We start from the raw sequence: 19,740 nt of genomic DNA on the forward strand, positions 1-19,740 counted from the left end.
CGCGGTATGAAAAGGGGGAGATGGACGGACCGTCAAAGGCCGCGCGCCAGCCGTTCCAGGCGCTGGCGTTCCTGTTGGCGGGTCAGGTCCAGAAGGTTGCGGCGTTTCAGGGATTCCTCCTCGTCCGTCAGGGCGGACAGTTTCAGGCTGTCCAGCCGGGCCGCATTCTCCTTCTCCTCGGCGGCGGCGCGCTCGCGGCCCAGGATGACGGCTTCGCCCGATCCGTCGGCACTGCCGATGCCCTGGGCACCCAGTTGCGCGCGCAGGCTGCCCGTCTCCTGCCGCAGGGAACGGCCGCGCCGTGCCTCGGCGATCTCGCTTTCGGCCTGGATACGGGCGGTGGTGCGGGTGTTGCGCTGTTGCAGATCGTCCAGATCGGCCGCCTGACGGGCGGCCAGATCCGCATCCTCCACCGCCTTTTCGGCGTCCAGGATTTCGCGTTCCTTCTTCTTGCGCTTCGACTTGGTGATGCCCAGCAGGTCCTTGGCCTGGTTGGTGGTGTTCACCAGATCGGTGGCGGCCTTGATATAGGAACTGCCGGGTGCCGAATGGCTCAGCACCATCAGCGCCGGGGTCGTGATCCCGCCCATCAGTCATTCACCTTCAGTTCGTGGGTTACGGACAGCAGCGTGAAAGGCAGTGGCCTTTCCTCCGTGATGCGCCAGGGCGGCGTGGCCCGGCTGGTCTGCCAGCCGATGCCGGTCAGCCGCCGGTCGCCGGTGAAGGCCGGGGCGGGGCTGTCGGCCAATGCGGGGCCGGTGGCGCGCCGCAACGGCACCTCCACCGGCCCCCGCCCCAGGTCGGCGCGCAGCGCGGGCGTGTCCTTCAAACGGAAAGTGACCGCCAGCAGGCGCGCGCGCCGTCCCTGTCCCTCCGCCGCCAGCAGGTTGGGCGGCATGGGTTCGATCTCATGGGTGAAGGACAGGCCCGCCTGGACCTGCCGGGCGGCGGCGGGCAGGCGGATGCGCCCCGCCGCCACGGGCGCGACCGGCACCACGGCGCCGTCGGCCAGCACCGCCACCTGCCGCCCGTCCAGATGCTCCAGACCGGCCCAGCGGGCCGTGGCACTGTCCACCGTCCCCGACAGGCCGGCATCGACATGCAGCCCATCGTCCCACACCTCCACCGACACGGCTCCATCGCGGTTGACCAGCCAGTAGAGATGCGGTCCCACCTGTGCCGTGGACAGGATGCGGCCGCCCGTGACCAGCCGCACCCAGGCGCGGATCTGTTCAGTGCGGTACAGCGTCAGGACCGCCAGCGTCCCGTCCGACTGCACCGCAAGCAGCAGACGGCGGCGGCGGTCATATTCCAGATCGACCGTGCCGGGCAGGATGGGGCGTGTGGTCAGGGTCAGGTCGGCCGCCGAATAGGATTGTTCCAGATCGGTCCACAGGAAATCGCGGATCGACCCGTCACCGGCCGCGAACAGGGTTCCGCCCTCGATCTCCTGCGGGGGGATGTTGCGGGCGGCGACACTGCCGATGCGGGTCTGCCGGTCCAGCCGGATGGCGGTGGGGGTCAGGGGAACGCCCGTCACCGCCCATTCCCCGCCCGTGGTGAAAACCTGCAGGTGACGCCCGGAATAGACGGCGCGGATCGGGTTCACCTCATCCGACAGGATGGCGAATTCGATGGCGCTGTCATCCTCGCCCTCGCCCAGGTCGAAATTGAACAGGTCGCCCGATTTCGACAGCCAGAGCCGGTTGGGCAGGTCACGCGCCCCGCCGATGACCAGCCGGTCCTGGTGGAACGCCACGGACAGAGGCCAGCCGCGTTGCGGGCTGAACGCCGCCTCGTCCCAATCCAGGGTCGGGTTGGTGTGGGGCAGGGTGTCGGCCAGATCGATCTCCGCTTCCCGGCCCGACCGCACCGCCGCGATGCGGCCCGGCTTGCGGTGGATGCGGAAGGGGGCGCCTTCGTGATCCGGCGTGAAGAAGGGGGCCGAGGCGCGCAGCCTGACACGGCCCGTCACGCCCGACGGCGTCAGGGTGATGGAAGCATCGGCGAAGCGGTAGAAGGGGATGCGCGGCCGCCCCTCCTCCTCCGCGAAGGTCCAGGGCTCGACCGTCCACTGGCCGGGGCCGGTCCGGCTGATGCGGCGCGGTTCGATATCGGGGTGGCAGACCAGCAGCACATCCCCGCTCTGGGCCCAGTTCAGGTTCGCCAACTGCTCCCCTGTCCAAGGCGCCGGCAGGCTTGCCTGCAACATGTCATTCCCGAAAACGGAAACCAGCCGGTCGGTCAGCACCAGCAGATAGGTCTGTTCGGTGTTGAAGGTGAAGGGGATCAGGCGGCCCGGTCCCGGCACATGGGCGATGAAACCCGTGCCGGGCCGGCGCGTGATGCCGCCCGTGGGCTCGATCAGCACATTGGTCAGGGTCAGGGCCCCATTCTCGAACGCGGCCAGATCCCCCCGTCCCAGCAGGTCGGGGCTGACGCAGCCACCGGTGAAGCTGGTCTTCACAGCTTTCAGGCGGGTCATGACAGGCGGGCCTCGATCAGGGTGAAATCGGTGAACCCGTCCTGACTGTCCTGGGAGACATCGGTCAGGCGGGCGCGGCGGAATTCCGTCTCGGCACTTTTCAGCAGGGTCTCGGCCCGTGACGTGTTCTCCGTCAGGGGCACGCAGAATTCAGCCGCCAGCCGGGCGATCAGCAGCGCATCGAAGAAGGCGGGAAACAGCCCCTCCGCGACGCGGGCCACATAGGTCAGGGTGACGCCATCGGCATCGGCCAGCAGGTCGCGGCCCTGGATACGATAGGACAGGCCCCGCCCCCGCCCGCCGCAGCCCAGCGACAGGGCCCGCAGGAAATCATCCGGCAGGGCGAAGGCGTGGGTGAAGTCGGCGGGCGGCGCATCGGCCCGCCGCACCAGCGCCGCCTGACGCGTGGCGAAGCTCCAGCCATGGGCCGCCAGCAAGGCGTCACGGGTGGGGGCATAAAGGGCCGCGGCCAGTTCCGCTTCGGCGGTGCCGTCCTGGAAAGAGGTGATCGGATTGGCCCCGATCTTCAACAGCGCACGGGCGCACAGCCCGACAGCGGAATAGGCCATGGGGGGGACTCCGGTTGCCGCCCCCCTTCGTCATTCCATTCAGACGTTTCCCATGATCGGCGCTCTAAAGCTCCTGTCCCGCCCTTTCTGCGTCATTCCCGCGTAAGCGGGAACCCAGCGTCGAGCGGCGACAGCCGCGACATGACTCATATCGGCGCTGACCGCGCCTCATGCTGGGTCCCCGCTTTCGCGGGGATGACGGTAGAGAGGGGGGCAAGAGGGTAGCCAAACATCTGAAATGTCTGCCGGCATGACGCGGGGGGCGGAAAAGGGGAAAGGGTGGGAAGAGAACCCGACGGATCAATCCGTGTCGGCCGTTCCCACCTGGGTCACGTCGGCGGTGTCGACCGTGCCGCCGGCATTGGCATTGACCAGGAAGATGCCGGACACCGGCGTGCCGCCCACGCCGGTATTGGCCAGGATCATGTCGCCCAGGCGCAGCATATGGCTGGCCGCGTTGAAATATCCGGCGGCGCGCACGGCGGTGTGGGCATCGGGCGTGCTGTAATGCCAGAGTGTGAAGCCATTGGCATAGGCAAGGACCGACAGGTCCCGCGGCAGATAGGACATGGCGGTTACTCCTTGCAGCGCAGGGTGACGACGCCGGTGGCGTCGATCAGGGCCGCGCCCTGCGACATCATGTTGTTGACAAAATGCGCGGCGCGATCGCCGTGCCAGGTGATGTCGCTGGATACGTCGGCCCCGCTGGCATGGCCCACGGCGGTCTTGTGGTACCAGTGACAGAGGCGGACATTGCCGGCGCCAAGCGTCAGGCCCGAATGCGGCATCCACAGCGTGCCCAGCCAACGTTTGGCCTGGGTCCCGCGCCAGGGCAGTTCATCCTCGCCGACATAGTCGGAATTGGCGAACTCCTCGATGCCCAGCAACTGGCTCCACTGTTTCCAGCCAACGACGGCATAGCGCTGGCCGTCATCGGGCACATCGGCGCCGCCCATCATCTCGAACGCCGCCAGGATCTTTTCCTTGGTCAGGCCATCCGTATCGGCACCGGCATAGCGGGCACCGGTATCCAGGCGGCCGATGATCAGCTCATCGGTCTTGCGGCCCAGCGCATAGGCGCCGGCATTGGCGATGACGCTGCGCTCGTCGATATTGGTCTTCAGCTCATCCAGCTTGTCGACCCAGTCGCCGGCATAATAGTCGAGCAGGGCGCATTCGACGGTGCCGTGGTCCAGGTTCATGACCGGGACATTGCCATGGCGCGACTTTGTGCTGGCCACACCCTTGCCGACCTTCTGGAAGACGGTGGTGGCGCCCTTCACATTGTTCTTGGACCGCACGGTGGCGCGCAGCTTCGAACCCAGGCGCTGATAGGCTTCGTGTACCTCGCGCTCATACTGCTTCACGAACGATTTCTCGATGTCGGTGGACATCCTGGGACCTCATTCCTGTCATGATGGCAGCCGTCGCGGTTGCCGGAACGGGGTCCGGCCGCATGTCGGGCAGCGATGGGGGGAGGGCAGGCCCGGTGGCGCATCCGGTCGCCGACCGTTCATATCAACGGTTGCCGGCGCCGGGCCTCTGGTCTGACCCATGGGGAGGATGGATGGAACAAGGCCGCCGCCGGTGGATCACCGTGGACGCGGCTCGGGCCTTGGTGAGAACAGATATAGGATTATTTTCAGGTATTCGTCAACAATAAATCGAATGAATATATCAATATGCAAGTATTGGCATATAATTCTATGCAGGCCCCGTGAAGCGCAGTTCCACCTTCAGGCCCGGCGCCGCCGCATCGGGCCGCGCATCGGTCAGTGTCAGTTGGGCATCGTGCAGCCGGGCCACGGCGGCGACCAGCGACAGGCCCAGCCCATGGCCGGGCGTGCCGCGATGGGCCTCCAGCCGCACGAATCGCTCCAGCACCTTGTCGCGCTGGTCGGCGGGGATGCCCGGCCCCTGGTCGGCCACCCACAGCAGCGGCCGTCCATTCTCGGTCCCCGCCGCGACGGTGACATGCCCCTGTCCGGGACTGTATTTCACGGCATTCTCGATCAGGTTGCTGATCAACTGGGCCAGAAGCTGGCGGCTGCCGCTGACAAGGATGGGTTCCGGCGCCGACACATCCATGGACAGGCCCCGCTCCTCGGCCAGCGGCGTGTAAAGCTCCGCCACCTCCGCCGCCAGGGCCGCCAGGTCCACAGGCTCGAAATCGGTGCGGGCCCGGCCCGTCTCCGCCGCCGCAATGGTCAGGATGGCGTTGAACACACCCAGAAGCCGGTCGATCTCGGCAATGGCCTGCTCCAGGGTGGTGAACTGCGCCTCCGACAGGTCCTCGTCCAACTGCGCCAGTTCCAGCCGTGCCCGCAGCCGGGACAGCGGCGTGCGCAGGTCGTGGGCCACATTGTCGGTCACCTGCCGCATGCCCAGCATCAGGCGGCCGATTTCGTCCAGCATGCGGTTCAGCTTGGTGACCAGCCGGTCGATCTCGTCGCCCGAGCCCGTGACGGCCATGCGGTCGGCAAAGGAACCGGCCGTGATACGGTCGATGGTGCGGTTGATGCTCTCGATACGCTCCGCCACCCGCCGGCTCATATAGACGGCGCCCAGCATGCCCACCGCGAAGGCCAGCGACACGGCCCAGATCAGGCCGGTCAGCAATTGACCGCGCAGCAGGTAACGGTCGGTCATGTCATGCCCGACCAGCATCCAGCCGATGCCCTCGATGGGCAGGATCACGGCCACGGCCTGACGCTTGCGGCCCGGTTCCTTGCGCGATTTGATGTCGAATTCCACCCAGCCGGGTCCCGGATCGCCCGATGGCCAATTGGCCAGATTGCCGGCGATGACGTCACGGCCGGGCGTGGTCAGGGCATAGATCATGTCGGTCCGCCCGTCTGACGCGCGTTCCGAAATGATGCGCAGCAGGCCGATGCGCCCCCGTTCGTTCAGGGCGGTGGTCAGTTCCTCCACCTCGCGCAGCACGGTTTCTTCCGTGTGGCGGTTGATGAAGCCGGCCGTGAACCAGTAGACGACGGCCAGGACCACCATCACCGACAGGGTGAACAGGCCCAGATGGAAGGCCGCCAGCCGGAAGCTGGTGGTGCGCAGGAAATTGAGGTTAAGCCGGCTCACGGATGACATAGCCCGCCCCGCGTACCGTATGGATCAGGGCCACCGGATGATCCTTGTCGATCTTCTGGCGCAGGCGGGCGATATGCACATCGATGACATTGGTCTGCGGATCGAAATGATAGTCCCAGACATTTTCCAGCAGCATGGTCCGCGTGACCACATTGCCGGCATTGCGGATCAGATATTCCAGCAACTGGAATTCGCGCGGCAGCAGATCCACCGGCTTGCCGGCGCGTTTCACCGAACGGGCCAGCAGGTCCATCTCCAGATCGGCGATCTGCAGCTTCGTGACCGGGGCCGAACCGCCACCCTTGGCGCGGCGCTGCATGACCTCCAGCCGGGCCAGCAGCTCGGCGAAGGCAAACGGCTTGGTCAGGTAATCATCGGCCCCGGCGCGCAGGCCCTTCACCCGGTCATCGACCGAACCCAGGGCCGACAGGACCAGCGCGGGCGTCTCGTTGCCCGTGGCGCGCAGCACCTCCAGCAGCGACAGCCCGTCGCGGCCCGGCAGCATACGGTCCACGATCAACCCGTCATAGGGTTCGGAGGCCGCCATAAACAGCCCGTCGCGGCCATTATCGGCGTGATCGACAACATGGCCGGCCTCTTTCAGGCCCTTGACCAGGTAATCGGCGGTGGCACGGTCGTCTTCGATGACAAGGATCTTCATGATGGGCATATCCTAACCCCGGACGGGTTCGCTTGGGAACTCGCCAAACAACACTGCCGACACGGCTCAACCAGCGGCGCAGCCGCTGCAGGCCGGTGACCGCCGGCCCGCCGCACATGCGGCGTGAGCCAAGCCGCCGGATGGCGGCGCCCGGCGCCTGAGGGAACCTGAAAAAGATATGGCCGGGCGGTGGGGGCCGCCCGGCCACAGGGGACGAGAGAGACTACGATGTACTAGCTCTGTGAGAGGGCGGCGGCGGGGACCGGAGAGTGGGGAAGCGGTCCCCGCCAACCTCTCATCATGGACCGAGGGGGCTGGGGGGTGTGGGGCTCGGTGCCCCGTCGATCCATGTCTGCACCTTATTGCCGGCCCGCTGACAGGACCCTTTCGGGAAGATGAACAAAGTTTCATCTGCGCAATCTTGAAATGGGCGGTCCCGGTTCCCACACCGTTCGGCCGGAGCGGATGACAGAATTTTCATCCGCCTGTCAGTCGCCTGTGGGCAGGCCGCTGGCAGGCTGTGATCATCGAAAGCGCCGCCGGACCAAACCGGCGCCGCATGGCAGAGAAAAAAGAATGGAGACTATGATGTCGCTTGCCACCGCCCGGGCCTTCCGCCGCAACCTGGCCATGGCCCTGCTTGCCGGTACCGCCCTGCTGGCCCCGGCAGCCATCGAGACCGCCCGCGCCGCCCCGGCCGAGGTGCTGGCCAATGGTGGTGTCGCCGATCTGGTGGAGCGTGTGTCGCCCGCCGTGGTGACCATCACCGCCGCCCAGACCGCGCCGGCCCGCAGCAATGTGCGCGGCAACCTGCCGCCGGAGCTTGAGGAATTCCTGCGCCGCTTCGGCATGCCGGGCCTGCCGGGCCAGGGTGGCCGCGGCGAAGGCCGTGGCGCCCCCGTGGCCCGGGCGCTGGGTTCCGGCTTCGTCTTCGACGCGTCCGGCTATGTCGTGACCAACCGCCATGTGATCGCCGATGCCGATCAGGTCACCGTCGCCTTCAGTGACGGGACGGAGCGCGAGGCGGAGATCGTGGGCGAGGATGAACGCACCGATCTGGCCGTGTTGAGGGTCAAGACCGACAAGCCCCTGCCGGCCCTGAAATTCGCTGACAGCGACAAGGTGCGTGTGGGTGATGTGGCCGTGGCCGTGGGCAATCCGTTCGGCCTGGGCGGCACCGTAACCGCCGGCATCGTGTCGGCCCGGTCCCGCGATATCGGCTCCGGTCCCTATGACGACTATATCCAGCTTGATGCCTCCATCAATTCCGGCAATTCCGGCGGTCCGACCTTCAACATGGCCGGCGACGTGATCGGCATCAACACCGCCATCTTCTCCCCCAATGGCGGGTCGGTGGGCATCGGCTTCGCCATCCCGTCCAATCTGGCCAAGCCGGTGGTCGAGGCACTGAAGCGTGACGGCAAAGTGGAACGTGGCTGGTTGGGCGTGAACCTGCAGGGTGTCACCAAGGAACTGGCCGATGGTCTGGGCCTGTCGAAGGAGGGAGGCGCCCTGATCGCGGCCGTGGAACCGAAAAGCCCGGCGGAAAAGGCCGGCCTGAAGCCGGGTGACGTGGTGCTGTCGGCTGGCGGCAAGCCCATCAAGGATACCCGCGATCTGGCCCGTCAGGTCGGCATGGTGAAGCCCGGCACGAAGCTGGACCTGGCCCTGTGGCGTGATGGCAAGGAGAAGACCCTGGCCGTGACGGTCGAACAGGCCCCCGGCCAGCCGCAGCAGCGTCTGGCCAAGACCGAGGCGCAGAAGCAGGAAGGGGAGGAGGTGGCCGGCCTCAAGCTCTCCAGCCTCAACGGCCAGTGGCGTCAGCGCTTGCGCCTGTCCGAGGATGCGTCCGGCGTCGTGGTCCTTGACGTTGGCAATGGTATCGAAGGGCTGCGGCCCGGCGATCTGATCACCTCGGTCAACAATAATCCCGTTGCCCAGCCCGCCGATGTGGCGGCCCAGGTGAAGGCCGCATCCAAGGCGGGACGCAAGAATGCGCTGGTTCAGGTGCGCCGTGGCGAGACGACGGCCTTCCTGACCATCCCGGTCGATGTCGGCTGACATATCCGGGTCGGTTCTGGCGCTGAAAGGGGGGAGCGGGCAACCGCTTCCCCCCTTCTTGCAACCGGGTGCTACAGCGCGGCGGCCAGCGCATAGGCCTGCTGGGTGGCGAAGACGATGCGGCGGGGGGCGAAGGCATCGCCCAGCAGATGCAGGTTGGCCTGCCGCCCCTTCAACGCGGCATAAAGACCCGCGTCGGCCACCGACCCGCAGGCCAGGACCACGCTGTCCACCCCGTCCGCCAGTTCCTCCTTGAAGGAGAAGACGTTACGCAGGCGGATGCGGCCCGGTTCGATGGCGATGGCCTGCACCTGATGGCGGAACGTCACGCCGCCGCGCGACAACCGGGCCAGAAACGCACCCAGCGTGTAGCGCCCCACAAGCGGCGCCGGCCCCGGCGTCTGGTACAGCAGGGTCACCGCATGTCCGCGCTGGGCCAGCAGGTCGGCCAGGGCCAGCGGCGCGGCATGGTCATCCTGCACGATGACATGCACCCGCCGGCCCAGCGCCGCGCGGTCGGTCAGGACATCGCGCATCTCATGCACAAAGGGCAGGTCCAGGCCCGTGATGTCGGGCCGGCGGGCGACGGCGCCCGTGGCCACCGCCACCATATCCATGCCTTCCGCCAGCACCGCCTCAGCCGTGGCCCGGCGCCCGCGATGGACATTCACGTCCAACTGATCCAGGCGGTGGGACAGATGGTCGACCCAGGACAGGAACCCTTCCTGCGTGGGCAGCAAGGCCGCCAGCCGAACCTGTCCGCCCAGCCGGTCGGCAGCTTCCCACAAGGTTACCTTGTGTCCGCGTTCGGCGGCGCGGACCGCCAGTTCCAGACCGGCCGGGCCGCCGCCCACCACCAGCAGGCGTTTTTTCACCGCCACGCGGGGCAACGGCCCCTCCACCTCTCGCCCCGCATCGGGATTGACGGCGCAGGCGAAGGGCAGGTTTTCCACATAACGCCTGCTGATACATTCGTTGCAGCCGATGCAGGGCCGGATATCGGCGGCCCGGCCGTCGCGCGCCTTGGCCAGCAACTGACCATCGGCGAAATGCGCCCGCGCCATGCCCACGACATCGGCATGCCCGTCGGCCAGCGCCTTTTCCGCCACGTCCGGTCCGGTGATGCGGCCCGTATAGACGATGGGGATGGAGAGTGAGCGGCGATAGAGGGCCGCTTGTTCGGCCCAGCCGCCGGCCGAATAATGATGCGGCTGGATATAGGACGGGTCGCCCCAGGGGCTGCCCATCACCAGATGCACATAATCCACCAGCCTGGCATCGGCCAGCCGCCCGGCAATGGCGGCCCCGCCCAGCAGGTCGTACCCGCCCGGCTCCCCCTCTGCCATGTTCATCCGGATGCCAACGGTGAAGCCCGGCCCCGTGGCCTCCCGAATCTCCGTCAGGATTTCCGTGACGAAGCGCAGGCGGTTGGCGAACGACCCGCCATATTCATCGTCCCGCCGGTTGGTCAGGGGCGACAGGAACCATTCCATCAGGTCATCATGGTTGGCGTGGATCTCCACCCCGTCCAGCCCCGCCTTCTGCGCCTGCGCGGCGGAGAAACGGTATTCCTTTACGAACCAGCGGATCTCATCACGGTCCAGGGCGTGGGGCACCTGATGGATCAGGGGGCCGGACAAGCGCGCGCTGGGCGCGTGCGGCATGCCGCCCTGGATGACCAGTTGTGTGGTCGCCACGGCCCCTTCCGCCTTCACCGCCGCCGCATAGGCTCCGGCCCTTTCCAGATAATGGGGCAGGCGGAAGACGCCCTGTTTCATGGCGCCCACGCCCGTGGGTTCGAACCCGGGCGGCATCAGGTTTTCCACAAACCCGGTGATCCCGTCGATCCAGCCGGCCCCGGCCCGCGCGCGCGACGCCCAATAAGCGATGTTGCGGTCGGCCTCCGCCGGGGTGCCCCACAGATTGCCGACGGCGCTGGCATGGGGCGGCAGCATCACGCGGTTGCGGATTTTCAGGGCCCCCACGGTCAGCGGCCGGAGCAGGTTGGGATATGTGGTGCTCATGCCTTTTCCCCCCTTATCGTGCGTTGGACCGGGCGGCCGCGCGCCCTGCGCGCCAGCCGAAGATCATGGCGGGACCCAGCGTGCCGCCCGCCCCGCCATAGACCTTGCCCGTCACCCCCCCCATGGCATTGCCGGCGGCGTACAGGCCGGGGATCGGCTGGCCCGACAGGTCCAGAACGGCCCCGTCGCGATCCGTCTTCGGCCCGCCTTTGGTGCCCAGCGTGCTGGCATGCACCGGCACGGCATAGAAGGGGCCGCGATCCAGCGGCCCCAGCGTGCGGGCAGGACCCGCGGGGCGGTCGACATCGCCGTTCCAGCCGTCATAGGCGCTGGTCCCCCGCCCGAAATCCGCGTCCTGGCCCGTCTCCATCATCTGGTTCCAATGCGCGACCGTGCCCGTCAGGGCATCGGCGGGCAGGCCCAGGCACCGGGCCAGGTCCGCCACGCTGTCCCCCCGCGCGATCCAGTCCGGGGCCACGGCGCCGGGCGCCAGCCCGAAGAAGCCGTAGCGGTCCAGATAGGTCTGGCAAAAGATCAGCCAGCAGGGCTGGTTGGCATAGGTGAAGCCGACCGGGTCAAAGGCGTGAAGCACGGCCCCGAAGGCATTGTAATTCGTCGCCTCATTGGCAAAGCGCCGGCCCCGGGCATTGACCATGATCGACCCCGGCAGGGTGCGTTCGCGCAGCAGCAGGAAATGCCGGGTCGGGTCGTCGCCCGCCACCGCCTCCCCACCCCAGGCGATGGTGGGCACCCACCAGGCCTCCGCCATGTTGGTCAGGGCAGCGCCGGCCCGCATGGCCATGCGCAACCCGTCGCCGGTGCAGGTGCGGGCCGTGGGCAGATGGCCGACGGGACCGCGCAGGAAATCCCGCGCCAGATCGCGGTCCCATTCAAACCCGCCGGTGGCGATGATCACCCCGCGCCGGGCCGCTATCGTGTCGTTGCCGCTGCACACGCCCGTCACCCGGCCCGTCTCATCACGCAGAAGGTCGGTCACCGTCTGGTTCAGGCGCGGTTCGATGCCCCGGTCCAGACAGGCCTTCAACAGCCAGCCGACCAGGGCGCGGCCACAGCATTCGATGCCGGCGGCGCGGCGGGTCTGGATCGTGGTGGCATTCACCCCGCCGCTGCCATCCCCGCGCGGGCGTTCGCCGATCATGGTCCAGGGATTGGCCCGCCCGCGCAAAACCGTCTCCGCCCAATCGCCCAGCGACGTCATGGCAAAGGGACCGGGTTCCAGCGACCGTCCGCCATCGGGCATGCCGCCCGGATGTTCGGGATGGTAGTCGGGAAACCCCTCCACCAGCCTGATCTCCATCCCCACTGGCCCTGCCAGCCAGTCGATCAGGCCCGCCACCGAGTCCACATAGGTTTCCGCCATCACCGGATCGATCAGGCCCAGTGAAAGCGCCGCCAGATAGGCCAGCGCCTTTTCCCGGCTGTCGCTGTCGCCTGCGAAACGGTTGGCCGGTAACCAGAACACACCACCCGACAGGGCGGTGGTGCCGCCAAGGGCGCCGGCCTTTTCCAGCAGCAGCACCCTGGCGCCCGCATCCGCCGCCGCCAGGGCCGCCACCAGACCGGCGGCCCCGCTGCCCAGCACGATCACATCCACCGCTTCCATCCCCGGCCCTTCCATCTTTTCCTCCCGCGCGGCATGATGGCCTGACGCCCGTTATATAACGGATGTTATTTATAACGAATGTTATAGGAAAAGCAATGCCGGCCGTGGTGGATCACGAGGCGCGCCGACGCGCCGTGGCGGATGTGACGGCGGATCTGATCGCCAGGGCGGGGATGGAAGCCGTGACGGTGCGCGAGGTGGCGCAGGCCGCCGGTTACAGCACGGCCATCGTCAGCCATTATTTCGCGTCAAAGGTGGAACTGCTGTTCTACACCTACCGCGCCACGGTGCTGCGCGCGCACCAGCGGATGGAGGCGGCGCTGGATACGGGGGGCGGGTCGATCCGCCCCTACCTGGCGGCATTGCTGCCCTTGAATGAGGAACAGCGTCGCGACTGGCTGGTCTGGTTTTCCTTCTGGACCATGGCCATCGCCGATCAGACCCTGTCGGCCGAACAGCAGGTGCGCTCCCGCCAGATCACCACGCGCATCACGGCCCTGCTGCTGGAACGCGGATTGTCGGAAGATGCGGCCAGGGCCGGGGCACGGCGCCTGCTGGTCACCATCTATGGCATGGCCAGCCAGGCCTTTTTCGACCCTGACCGCTGGCCGCCGGAAACGCAGCTATCCCTGCTGGATGCCGATCTGGCGGCGCTGGGCGTCAGTTGACGGCCGGGCGGGGACCGGGCGCTTGGGATAGTCGAATTTTGGCGGCAGCCGGTGATGCAAGGCGGCATAGACCACCATCACCAGTGCGCCCGCCACGGCGATGGACAGCAGTTCCAGCGCCGGCATGGCCGATGATCCCGCCACCACCACGGGCATGGCGCCCGCGGGCGGATGGGTCAGGCGGGCCAGCGACATGGCCGTGATGGCGGCCCCGACCGTCAGCCCCACCACCCACCAGTCTGCGGGCAGGGCCATATGGGCCAGCAGGGTGACCAGACCGGCCAGCAGGTAACCGCCGACGACATTCACCGGCTGGGCCAGCGGGCTGGCCGCCTGCGCGAACAGCAGCACGGCACTGGCCCCGAACGGCGCCAGCAGCAGCGGCAGATGCGTCACCCCCGCCAGCCATCCCGCCGCCGCGATACAGACCGCCGCCCCCAGCCCCGCCTTCAGATGGGCCGTCAGGTGCGGGTGCCGGGTTTCGTGACGGATCAGCAGGTGACGCGGCATGGGTAAATCCTGTGCATTGCGTGCCTGTTTTCTGGCCTGCGTTCGCACAATTTGCAATCAATCTCTATCGTGGCACTCGATTGAGTGCCGTGCATGCCTGTGTCCCGAACTTCACCGTTACGGAATAGATGCAGTATCGGATTAATTTGCCGCAACAGATTCCGATGTTGGGGGGAAAAGCATGACGCGGACCTTGATCTGCGCCCTGCTGGTGATGGGCACGCTGCTGGGCATGGCGGGGATCGATCTGATCCTGCCGTCGCTGCCCTTGCTGGCCACCTGGCCCGGTGGCGATGCGGCGCGGGCGCAACTGGTGATCGCCGCCTATGTGGCGGGCGCCATGGGCGGCATGCTGCTGTTCGGCAGCCTGGGCGCCCGGTTTGACCGGCGCCTGTTGCTGATGCTGGCCATCGCCGCCTTTGGCCTTCTGTCGGGCCTGTCGGTGCTGGTTCACGATCTGGATCTGTTGATCCTGCTGCGGTTCGGTCAGGGGCTGGCGGGGTCGGCGCCGGCCGTCTTTGCCCCCGGCATCATCCGCCGCCTGTTCAGCGAGGTGGGGGCCATGCGCGCCCTGGCGCTGCTGGGCTCGATCGAGGCCATTGCCCCCGGTGCGGCCCCGCTGGCGGGGGCCGCGCTGATCGCCTGGGCCGGCTGGCAGGCGCCATTCCTGGTCATCGCGTTGGCATCGCTGCTGGTCCTGGCCTGTCTGGGGGCGGGGCTGCGCATCCTGCCGGCCGGGCGGGCGGAGATGCGGCGCGAAGGCTCCTATCTGCGCCTGCTGCGCGATCCCGTCTTCCTGCGTTATGGCCTGTCGCATGGCGGGGTGCTGGGCGGCCTGCTGATCTTTGTGTTCGGCGCGCCGGTCACGATCATCACGGGCATGGGCGGCACCATGGGTGATTTTGTGCTGATGCAGGCCATCGGCGTCACCCTGTTCGCCGTCACCGCCAATCTGGCGGGGGGCCTGGCCAAACGTTTCGGTATCGAACGGATGATCAGCATCGGTACCTTCATGGCCTTCCTGTCGGGTGTCCTGCTGCTGGCCTATGGCTGGACGGGCGGCGGGCCGGTCTGGGTCCTGTCGCTGCTGTTCGCACCGATGAATATCGGCCTGGGCCTGCGCGGGCCGCCGGGTTTCCTGCGCGCCATCATGGCCGGCCGGGGGGATGATGACCGGGCGGCGGCCCTGGTCATCCTGTTCATCACGGGCATCTCCTCGGCGGGTACGGCGCTGCTGGCCCCCTTCATCACCCTGGGATTGCCGGCCCTGTCCCTGGCGGTCATGCTGGTACAGGCGATGGGGTTGGCAGCGTTGGTCATACTCCCCCGCCTGCCGGATTGATGACTTGTCAGGGGCGCGGGCTTTGGCCACCCTGGGGCAAAATGACCGATGGGAAATGGCATGGGTCCGGTTCTCGGATTGCAAGGCAAACTGGCCGATTGGCGGCGTGAGGGCATCATCGATGCCGCACAGGCCGACCGCATCACGGCCTATGAGGCGGCCCGCGGCCGGCCCCGGCTGGCCCTGGCGCTGGCCGTGCTGGGGGCCTTCACCATCGGCGTCGGCATCATCGCCATCATCGCCGCCAACTGGGATGCCATCCCCATCACCCTGCGCCTGGGCCTGCATGTGGCGCTCAATCTCTGTCTGGGGGCCGCCGCCTGGGTCTGGACCCGCGCCGCCGGTGCGGAACCATCCGCCAAGGGGGAAGGGGCGATCCTGCTGCTGTCCTTGTCCACCCTGGCCCTGATCGCCCATATCGGACAGAGTTTCCAGTTGCAGGGCAGTGCCGCCGGCCTGCTGGGTGGCTGGTTGGTGCTGGTCACCACCTTCACCCTGCTGCTGGCGCGCGGCGGGATCAACCGCTGGGCCTGGACGTGGGGCCTGTTCGCCTGGATGATCTTCACCCTGGACGATCATCATGACTGGCTGTCGGACCACCACCTGTTAACGACGGCTTGCATGCTGTTCCTGGCCGCGCTTTATGCGCTTCGGGCCAATATCATCCGCCTGCCGCCGGCCTGGGCCCGGAATATGGGGCAGGTCGTGGCGGGTGCCGTCATCCTGGGTACTTCCATCATGCTGATGATCGTGGCACCGCTGATGACCCGCTCCGTGGAGGCAAACATTAGCACCGACGCGCTGATCGGCGCTGGTGTCGGGCTGGTGGCCCTGGCGGCGACGCATCTGCTGGTGCCGGCCGACCGGCGGGGCGCGCATCTGGGGCTGGGCATCGCCATTTCCCTGTCGCCGGTCCTGTTCATCCTGCCGCTGCTGTTCTCCGGCATCACCGGGGCCATCGTCACGGGCGTGGCCTTCTGCCTCTACTGGATCGGGCTGGCGCGGCTGGCCCTGCTGGCGGGGCGGACAAGCTGGTACCGGCTGGCCGTGGCGCTGATCGCCGTCAGGGTGTTCGTGGCCTATCTGGATGCGGCGGGCGGTTTGATGGCCACGGGCCTGGGCCTGATCCTGGCGGGGCTGGTGCTGCTGGGTCTGGCCTATGCTGCCTGGCGGGTCATGGAATGGCGTGTGGGGAGGCCGGTATGAGGAAATCCACCTTATCCGCGGCCCTGCTGCTGCTGCCCACCCTGATCCTGGGCGGCTGGGCCATCTGGTTGCCCATTCCGCGCGCCGATGATCCGGGCATGCGTATCCGCCTGCTGGGTTTCGATCCGCGTGACCTGCTGCGCGGCCATTACCTGCTGGCGCGGCTGGATATCCATGGGTTGCCGCCCGGCCGCTATGGCCCCGACGATTGTATCTGCCTGTCCGACCGGCCGCAGGACCCGGGGCGTCCCGGCTTCACGCCCTTGCCGTCCTGCGCGGCTGAAATCCTGAAATCCTGTCCCATGCCCCTGTCCGACCCCGGCCGCGAACTGCGCCTCTATCAGTCGCAGGAGATGGCGCTGGCGCTGGAACGCTGGCTGGCCGGCGGGAAGAGGGTCGTGGATATCGAGGTGCGGTTCGACGGCAAGGGCGGTATCTCTGTGCAGGATATCCGCGTTGACGGGCAACCGGCCGCTGCCGCCCCCTGAAACAATCATCGGAGATAAAGACCATGGCGCGTGAAGGACGACTGATCCGGGTTGAGGTGGCCCTGACCCATCTGGACGGGTTCATGGAGTATTTCGGCCATAACCTGCGCCACAGCCGGGAGGAACCGGGCTGCATTCAATTCCGCGCCGCGCGTAGCCGGTCGGAGGAAACGGAAGGCGGCCCCGCCATCTTCCACGTCTGGGAGGAATTCGTGGACGAGGCGGCGATGCGCGCCCACCACGCCTCGGCCCATTTTCAGCGCTGGAGCCATTGGCGCGCCGAACAGGGCGACGCCGTGGTGCGGGTGGGGCTGGTGACCGACCCCTGGGAATGATCCCCCCTCAGTTATAGTTCTCGCGGTCATCCACGTCGCGGGCCAGCACCTCGCGCTTGCCGGCATGGTTGGCCTTGCTGATCACGCCTTCCTTTTCCATCTGTTCGATCAGACGGGCGGCGGAGTTGTAGCCGATGCGCAGATGGCGCTGGATGAAGCTGGTGGATGCCTTGCCCTCCCGCGTCACCACGGCAACGGCCTGATCATACAGGTCGTTGCCGGATGCCTCGGCGTTGCGTCCCCCCTCACCACCGCCGCTGCCGCCGCCGGAAGCGGACGCCTCGGCCTCTTCATCCTCTTCGGTCACGGCGTCGACATAGGCGGGCTCGCCCTGCGCCTTCAGGAACTTCACCGCCTGTTCCACCTCCTCGTCCCGGACAAAGGGGCCGTGGACGCGGGTGATGCGGCCGCCGCCGGCCATATACAGCATGTCGCCCTGGCCCAGAAGCTGTTCGGCGCCCATTTCGCCCAGGATGGTGCGGCTGTCGATCTTGCTGGTCACCTGGAAGCTGATGCGGGTGGGGAAATTGGCTTTGATGGTGCCGGTGATCACATCCACCGACGGGCGCTGCGTCGCCATGATCAGATGGATGCCGGCGGCACGCGCCATCTGCGCCAGGCGCTGGATGGCGGCTTCGATATCCTTGCCCGCCACCAGCATCAGGTCCGCCATCTCGTCGACGATGACGACGATATAGGGCAGTTCCGTCAGGTCGATGGGCTGTTCCTCATAGATCGGCTTGCCCGTGTCGGGGTCGAAACCGGTCTGCACCCGGCGCATCAGCACTTCCGCGTTCTGGCGTGCCTCCTTCAGGCGCGCGTTATAGCCGTCGATATTGCGCACGCCCAGCTTGGACATGTTGCGATACCGGTCCTCCATCTCCCGCACGGCCCATTTCAGTGCCACCACCGCCTTTTTCGGGTCGGTGACGACGGGGGCCAGCAGATGCGGAATGCCCTCATAGATGGACAGTTCCAGCATCTTGGGATCGACCATGATGAAGCGGCACTTGTCCGGCGGCATCCGGTACAGGATGGACAGGATCATGGTGTTGATGGCCACCGACTTGCCCGAACCGGTAGTGCCGGCGACCAGAAGATGGGGCATGCGGGCCAGATCGGCGATGATGGGGCCGCCGCCGATATCCTTGCCCAGCACCAGGGCCAGCTTCTGCTGGCTCTTCTCATAGGCGTCCGACATCAGCAGTTCGCGCAGGTACACGGTCTCGCGCTTCTGGTTCGGCATTTCGATGCCGATGACGTTGCGGCCGGGCACCACGGCCACACGCACCGACACGGCCGACATGGACCGGGCGATATCATCGGCCAGACCGATGACGCGGGCCGATTTCACGCCGGGCGCGGGTTCCAGTTCGTACAGGGTCACCACCGGGCCGGGACTGACCTTCACGATCTGCCCGCGCACGCCGAAATCCTCCAGCACGCTTTCCAGCATCTCGGCATTGCGCTGCAACGCCTCCTCGCTCATGGCGGGGCCGACGCCATGGGGGGGCAGTTGCAGGATATCGACGGGCGGCAGTTCGTAATCGCCGCGTGCCTCCGGTTCCAGCAGCAGGTTGGCCTGACGGGCCTTTTCCACCTTGCGTGCGACCTCGGGCAGGGGTTTTGGCGCGGGACCGACCACGGGCGGCGCATGCCGGCGGCGTTCCTCGGCGGGGGTGGCGCTCGGGCTCTCCGCCGTCTGGCTGTCGGTTGCCGGCACGGGGGGCGGCGCGTCGGTGCCCGCCGACGGCGGTGTTTTCTCTGCCGTCGCCAAACCGGCCCTGGCGGTCAGCTTGTCGCGCACCTTGTTGAACAAGCTGGTCACGCGGACGGTCAGGGCCGTCTTCGCCGTCGGGCCCGTGTCGGTCGCCGGTTTCGCGCCCCAGCGTGTGGCGTGAACCGGCGTCGCCGGCGGGGGTGTTTCTTCCGGCTGTTCCGGTTTCGCCATGGTGGCCTTGATGCCGGTCGCGTGCTTGCGCAGGCTTCGGAAGAACTCCGTGACTTCCCAGATGCGGATATCCAGGGCCCACAGGCACAGGAACACCGACGGCACCAGCAGCACCAGGCCGATGACCAGTCCGGAGACGCTGCCGGCCAGCGCCACCACCAGTTTCAGCAGCGGCTTGACCAGCAGGGCGCCCGCCGGCCCACCCCAGGCGGCATTGCCATTGGCCAGACAGACCATGGCCATGGCCGTGACCAGAACCGCCGCCAGCGCCAGCGGCACACGCAGGGCGATATTGCGTACCGGCTTGTGACGGAAGACCCTGACCCCCCATCCCACCAGGAACAGGGGCAGCAGATAGGCCGCGAAGCCCAGGGATTGCAGCAGCAGGTCTGACGTATAGGCACCCGGCCGGCCCAGCAGGTTGCCGACGGGGGTCGCGTCGCCCGGCACGGCCGTGCTCCAGGATGGATCACGGCTGTCATAGGACAGGAAGGACAGGAGCAGGGCCAGCCCCAGCATCACCACAATCAGGCCGCCGCCTTCCACCAGCCGGCGCAAGGCGAAGACCAGCATCCCTTCCGGCAGCAAACGTGATTTACGCGGCGCCATGCCGCCGCCGATGCCGGGTGCGTGCCCGCGCGGTGCGGGGCGCCCGGCGGGCGGAGGGGTCTGCGGGGCGGTGCGGCTCGGCATTGGCGACGTGTCCGGTCAGCG

At 67.4% G+C, this 19,740-nt stretch carries 17 protein-coding genes; 6 read left to right on the forward strand and 11 right to left on the reverse strand.

Features of this window, described 5'->3' with window-relative positions; genetic code table 11:
* Window positions 1-32: 32 nt before the first annotated feature.
* The 7 genes from KBA48_RS16120 to KBA48_RS16150 form a co-directional block, all read right to left on the reverse strand.
* Window positions 33-590, reverse strand: coding sequence for a hypothetical protein (locus KBA48_RS16120; protein ID WP_292908151.1), 558 nt, complete (start codon window positions 588-590; stop codon window positions 33-35).
* Window positions 590-2,485, reverse strand: a complete 1,896-nt coding sequence (locus KBA48_RS16125; RefSeq protein WP_292908153.1) for a hypothetical protein — start codon at window positions 2,483-2,485, stop codon at window positions 590-592. Before KBA48_RS16125 ends, KBA48_RS16120 begins: the two co-directional genes overlap by 1 nt.
* The gene (locus KBA48_RS16130; RefSeq protein WP_292908155.1) at window positions 2,482-3,054 is read right to left on the reverse strand and encodes a hypothetical protein; all 573 of its coding nucleotides are present in this window, start codon (window positions 3,052-3,054) and stop codon (window positions 2,482-2,484) included. Before KBA48_RS16130 ends, KBA48_RS16125 begins: the two co-directional genes overlap by 4 nt.
* Before the next feature lie 300 nt (window positions 3,055-3,354).
* Window positions 3,355-3,624, reverse strand: coding sequence for a hypothetical protein (locus KBA48_RS16135; protein WP_292908157.1), 270 nt, complete (start codon window positions 3,622-3,624; stop codon window positions 3,355-3,357).
* Between the two features lie 5 nt (window positions 3,625-3,629).
* Entirely contained in the window at window positions 3,630-4,448 is an 819-nt protein-coding gene (locus KBA48_RS16140; RefSeq protein WP_292908159.1) for a phage capsid protein, read from the reverse strand.
* A 310-nt stretch (window positions 4,449-4,758) separates the two neighbouring features.
* Complete coding sequence (locus KBA48_RS16145; protein WP_292908161.1) at window positions 4,759-6,147, reverse strand: HAMP domain-containing sensor histidine kinase; 1,389 nt, start codon at window positions 6,145-6,147, stop codon at window positions 4,759-4,761.
* The gene (locus KBA48_RS16150; protein ID WP_292908163.1) at window positions 6,134-6,817 is read right to left on the reverse strand and encodes a response regulator transcription factor; all 684 of its coding nucleotides are present in this window, start codon (window positions 6,815-6,817) and stop codon (window positions 6,134-6,136) included. Before KBA48_RS16150 ends, KBA48_RS16145 begins: the two co-directional genes overlap by 14 nt.
* A gap of 588 nt (window positions 6,818-7,405) precedes the next feature.
* Here KBA48_RS16150 and KBA48_RS16155 point away from each other — a divergent pair.
* Window positions 7,406-8,878 (forward strand): DegQ family serine endoprotease, encoded by a 1,473-nt coding sequence (locus KBA48_RS16155; RefSeq protein WP_292908165.1) that lies wholly within the window; start codon window positions 7,406-7,408, stop codon window positions 8,876-8,878.
* A 71-nt stretch (window positions 8,879-8,949) separates the two neighbouring features.
* Here the strand turns inward: KBA48_RS16155 and KBA48_RS16160 are convergent, their stop codons facing one another.
* Both KBA48_RS16160 and KBA48_RS16165 read right to left on the reverse strand, forming a co-directional pair.
* Window positions 8,950-10,902: an FAD-dependent oxidoreductase gene (locus tag KBA48_RS16160; protein ID WP_292908167.1), complete on the reverse strand. Its 1,953-nt coding sequence runs from the start codon at window positions 10,900-10,902 to the stop codon at window positions 8,950-8,952.
* 13 nt (window positions 10,903-10,915) lie between these two features.
* A complete protein-coding gene (locus KBA48_RS16165) occupies window positions 10,916-12,541 on the reverse strand; it encodes an FAD-dependent oxidoreductase (protein ID WP_292908169.1) in 1,626 nt (541 codons plus the stop codon).
* Window positions 12,542-12,621: 80 nt separating this feature from the next.
* On the opposite strand from KBA48_RS16165, the gene KBA48_RS16170 reads away from it, so the two are divergent.
* The gene (locus tag KBA48_RS16170) at window positions 12,622-13,194 is read left to right on the forward strand and encodes a TetR family transcriptional regulator C-terminal domain-containing protein (protein WP_292908171.1); all 573 of its coding nucleotides are present in this window, start codon (window positions 12,622-12,624) and stop codon (window positions 13,192-13,194) included.
* On the opposite strand, the gene KBA48_RS16175 is transcribed toward KBA48_RS16170, so the two are convergent.
* A complete protein-coding gene (locus tag KBA48_RS16175; protein ID WP_292908173.1) occupies window positions 13,150-13,704 on the reverse strand; it encodes an HPP family protein in 555 nt (184 codons plus the stop codon). The genes KBA48_RS16170 and KBA48_RS16175 overlap by 45 nt on opposite strands.
* 181 nt (window positions 13,705-13,885) lie before the next feature.
* On the opposite strand from KBA48_RS16175, the gene KBA48_RS16180 reads away from it, so the two are divergent.
* Genes KBA48_RS16180 through KBA48_RS16195 form a run of 4 tightly spaced genes read left to right on the forward strand, consistent with a single transcriptional unit; the run spans window position 13,886 to window position 17,075 of the window.
* A complete protein-coding gene (locus KBA48_RS16180) occupies window positions 13,886-15,046 on the forward strand; it encodes an MFS transporter (RefSeq protein WP_292908175.1) in 1,161 nt (386 codons plus the stop codon).
* A 60-nt stretch (window positions 15,047-15,106) separates the two neighbouring features.
* Window positions 15,107-16,252, forward strand: coding sequence for a DUF2157 domain-containing protein (locus KBA48_RS16185; RefSeq protein ID WP_292908177.1), 1,146 nt, complete (start codon window positions 15,107-15,109; stop codon window positions 16,250-16,252).
* Entirely contained in the window at window positions 16,249-16,740 is a 492-nt protein-coding gene (locus KBA48_RS16190; protein WP_292908179.1) for a hypothetical protein, read from the forward strand. Before KBA48_RS16185 ends, KBA48_RS16190 begins: the two co-directional genes overlap by 4 nt.
* Window positions 16,741-16,763: 23 nt before the next feature.
* Window positions 16,764-17,075, forward strand: a complete 312-nt coding sequence (locus tag KBA48_RS16195; RefSeq protein WP_292908181.1) for a putative quinol monooxygenase — start codon at window positions 16,764-16,766, stop codon at window positions 17,073-17,075.
* A gap of 7 nt (window positions 17,076-17,082) precedes the next feature.
* Here KBA48_RS16195 and KBA48_RS16200 read toward each other — a convergent pair whose 3' ends face one another.
* A complete protein-coding gene (locus KBA48_RS16200; protein WP_292908183.1) occupies window positions 17,083-19,719 on the reverse strand; it encodes a DNA translocase FtsK in 2,637 nt (878 codons plus the stop codon).
* Window positions 19,720-19,740: the final 21 nt, after the last annotated feature.

Origin of the sequence: Niveispirillum sp. (assembly GCF_017996735.1) — a bacterium.
Lineage (GTDB): Bacteria > Pseudomonadota > Alphaproteobacteria > Azospirillales > Azospirillaceae > Niveispirillum.

What these genes read in the sequence shown, in the direction of transcription:
- KBA48_RS16155 (WP_292908165.1), top strand. Translation starts at nt 7,406, where the DNA reads ATGTCGCTTGCCACCGCCCGGGCCTTCCGCCGCAACCTGGCCATGGCC.
- KBA48_RS16170 (WP_292908171.1), top strand. Translation starts at nt 12,622, where the DNA reads ATGCCGGCCGTGGTGGATCACGAGGCGCGCCGACGCGCCGTGGCGGAT.
- KBA48_RS16125 (WP_292908153.1), bottom strand. Translation starts at nt 2,485, where the DNA reads ATGACCCGCCTGAAAGCTGTGAAGACCAGCTTCACCGGTGGCTGCGTC.
- KBA48_RS16175 (WP_292908173.1), bottom strand. Translation starts at nt 13,704, where the DNA reads ATGCCGCGTCACCTGCTGATCCGTCACGAAACCCGGCACCCGCACCTG.
- KBA48_RS16200 (WP_292908183.1), bottom strand. Translation starts at nt 19,719, where the DNA reads ATGCCGAGCCGCACCGCCCCGCAGACCCCTCCGCCCGCCGGGCGCCCC.
- KBA48_RS16135 (WP_292908157.1), bottom strand. Translation starts at nt 3,624, where the DNA reads ATGTCCTATCTGCCGCGGGACCTGTCGGTCCTTGCCTATGCCAATGGC.
- KBA48_RS16150 (WP_292908163.1), bottom strand. Translation starts at nt 6,817, where the DNA reads ATGAAGATCCTTGTCATCGAAGACGACCGTGCCACCGCCGATTACCTG.
- KBA48_RS16140 (WP_292908159.1), bottom strand. Translation starts at nt 4,448, where the DNA reads ATGTCCACCGACATCGAGAAATCGTTCGTGAAGCAGTATGAGCGCGAG.
- KBA48_RS16165 (WP_292908169.1), bottom strand. Translation starts at nt 12,541, where the DNA reads ATGGAAGGGCCGGGGATGGAAGCGGTGGATGTGATCGTGCTGGGCAGC.
- KBA48_RS16185 (WP_292908177.1), top strand. Translation starts at nt 15,107, where the DNA reads ATGGGTCCGGTTCTCGGATTGCAAGGCAAACTGGCCGATTGGCGGCGT.
- KBA48_RS16180 (WP_292908175.1), top strand. Translation starts at nt 13,886, where the DNA reads ATGACGCGGACCTTGATCTGCGCCCTGCTGGTGATGGGCACGCTGCTG.
- KBA48_RS16160 (WP_292908167.1), bottom strand. Translation starts at nt 10,902, where the DNA reads ATGAGCACCACATATCCCAACCTGCTCCGGCCGCTGACCGTGGGGGCC.
- KBA48_RS16130 (WP_292908155.1), bottom strand. Translation starts at nt 3,054, where the DNA reads ATGGCCTATTCCGCTGTCGGGCTGTGCGCCCGTGCGCTGTTGAAGATC.
- KBA48_RS16195 (WP_292908181.1), top strand. Translation starts at nt 16,764, where the DNA reads ATGGCGCGTGAAGGACGACTGATCCGGGTTGAGGTGGCCCTGACCCAT.
- KBA48_RS16190 (WP_292908179.1), top strand. Translation starts at nt 16,249, where the DNA reads ATGAGGAAATCCACCTTATCCGCGGCCCTGCTGCTGCTGCCCACCCTG.
- KBA48_RS16120 (WP_292908151.1), bottom strand. Translation starts at nt 590, where the DNA reads ATGGGCGGGATCACGACCCCGGCGCTGATGGTGCTGAGCCATTCGGCA.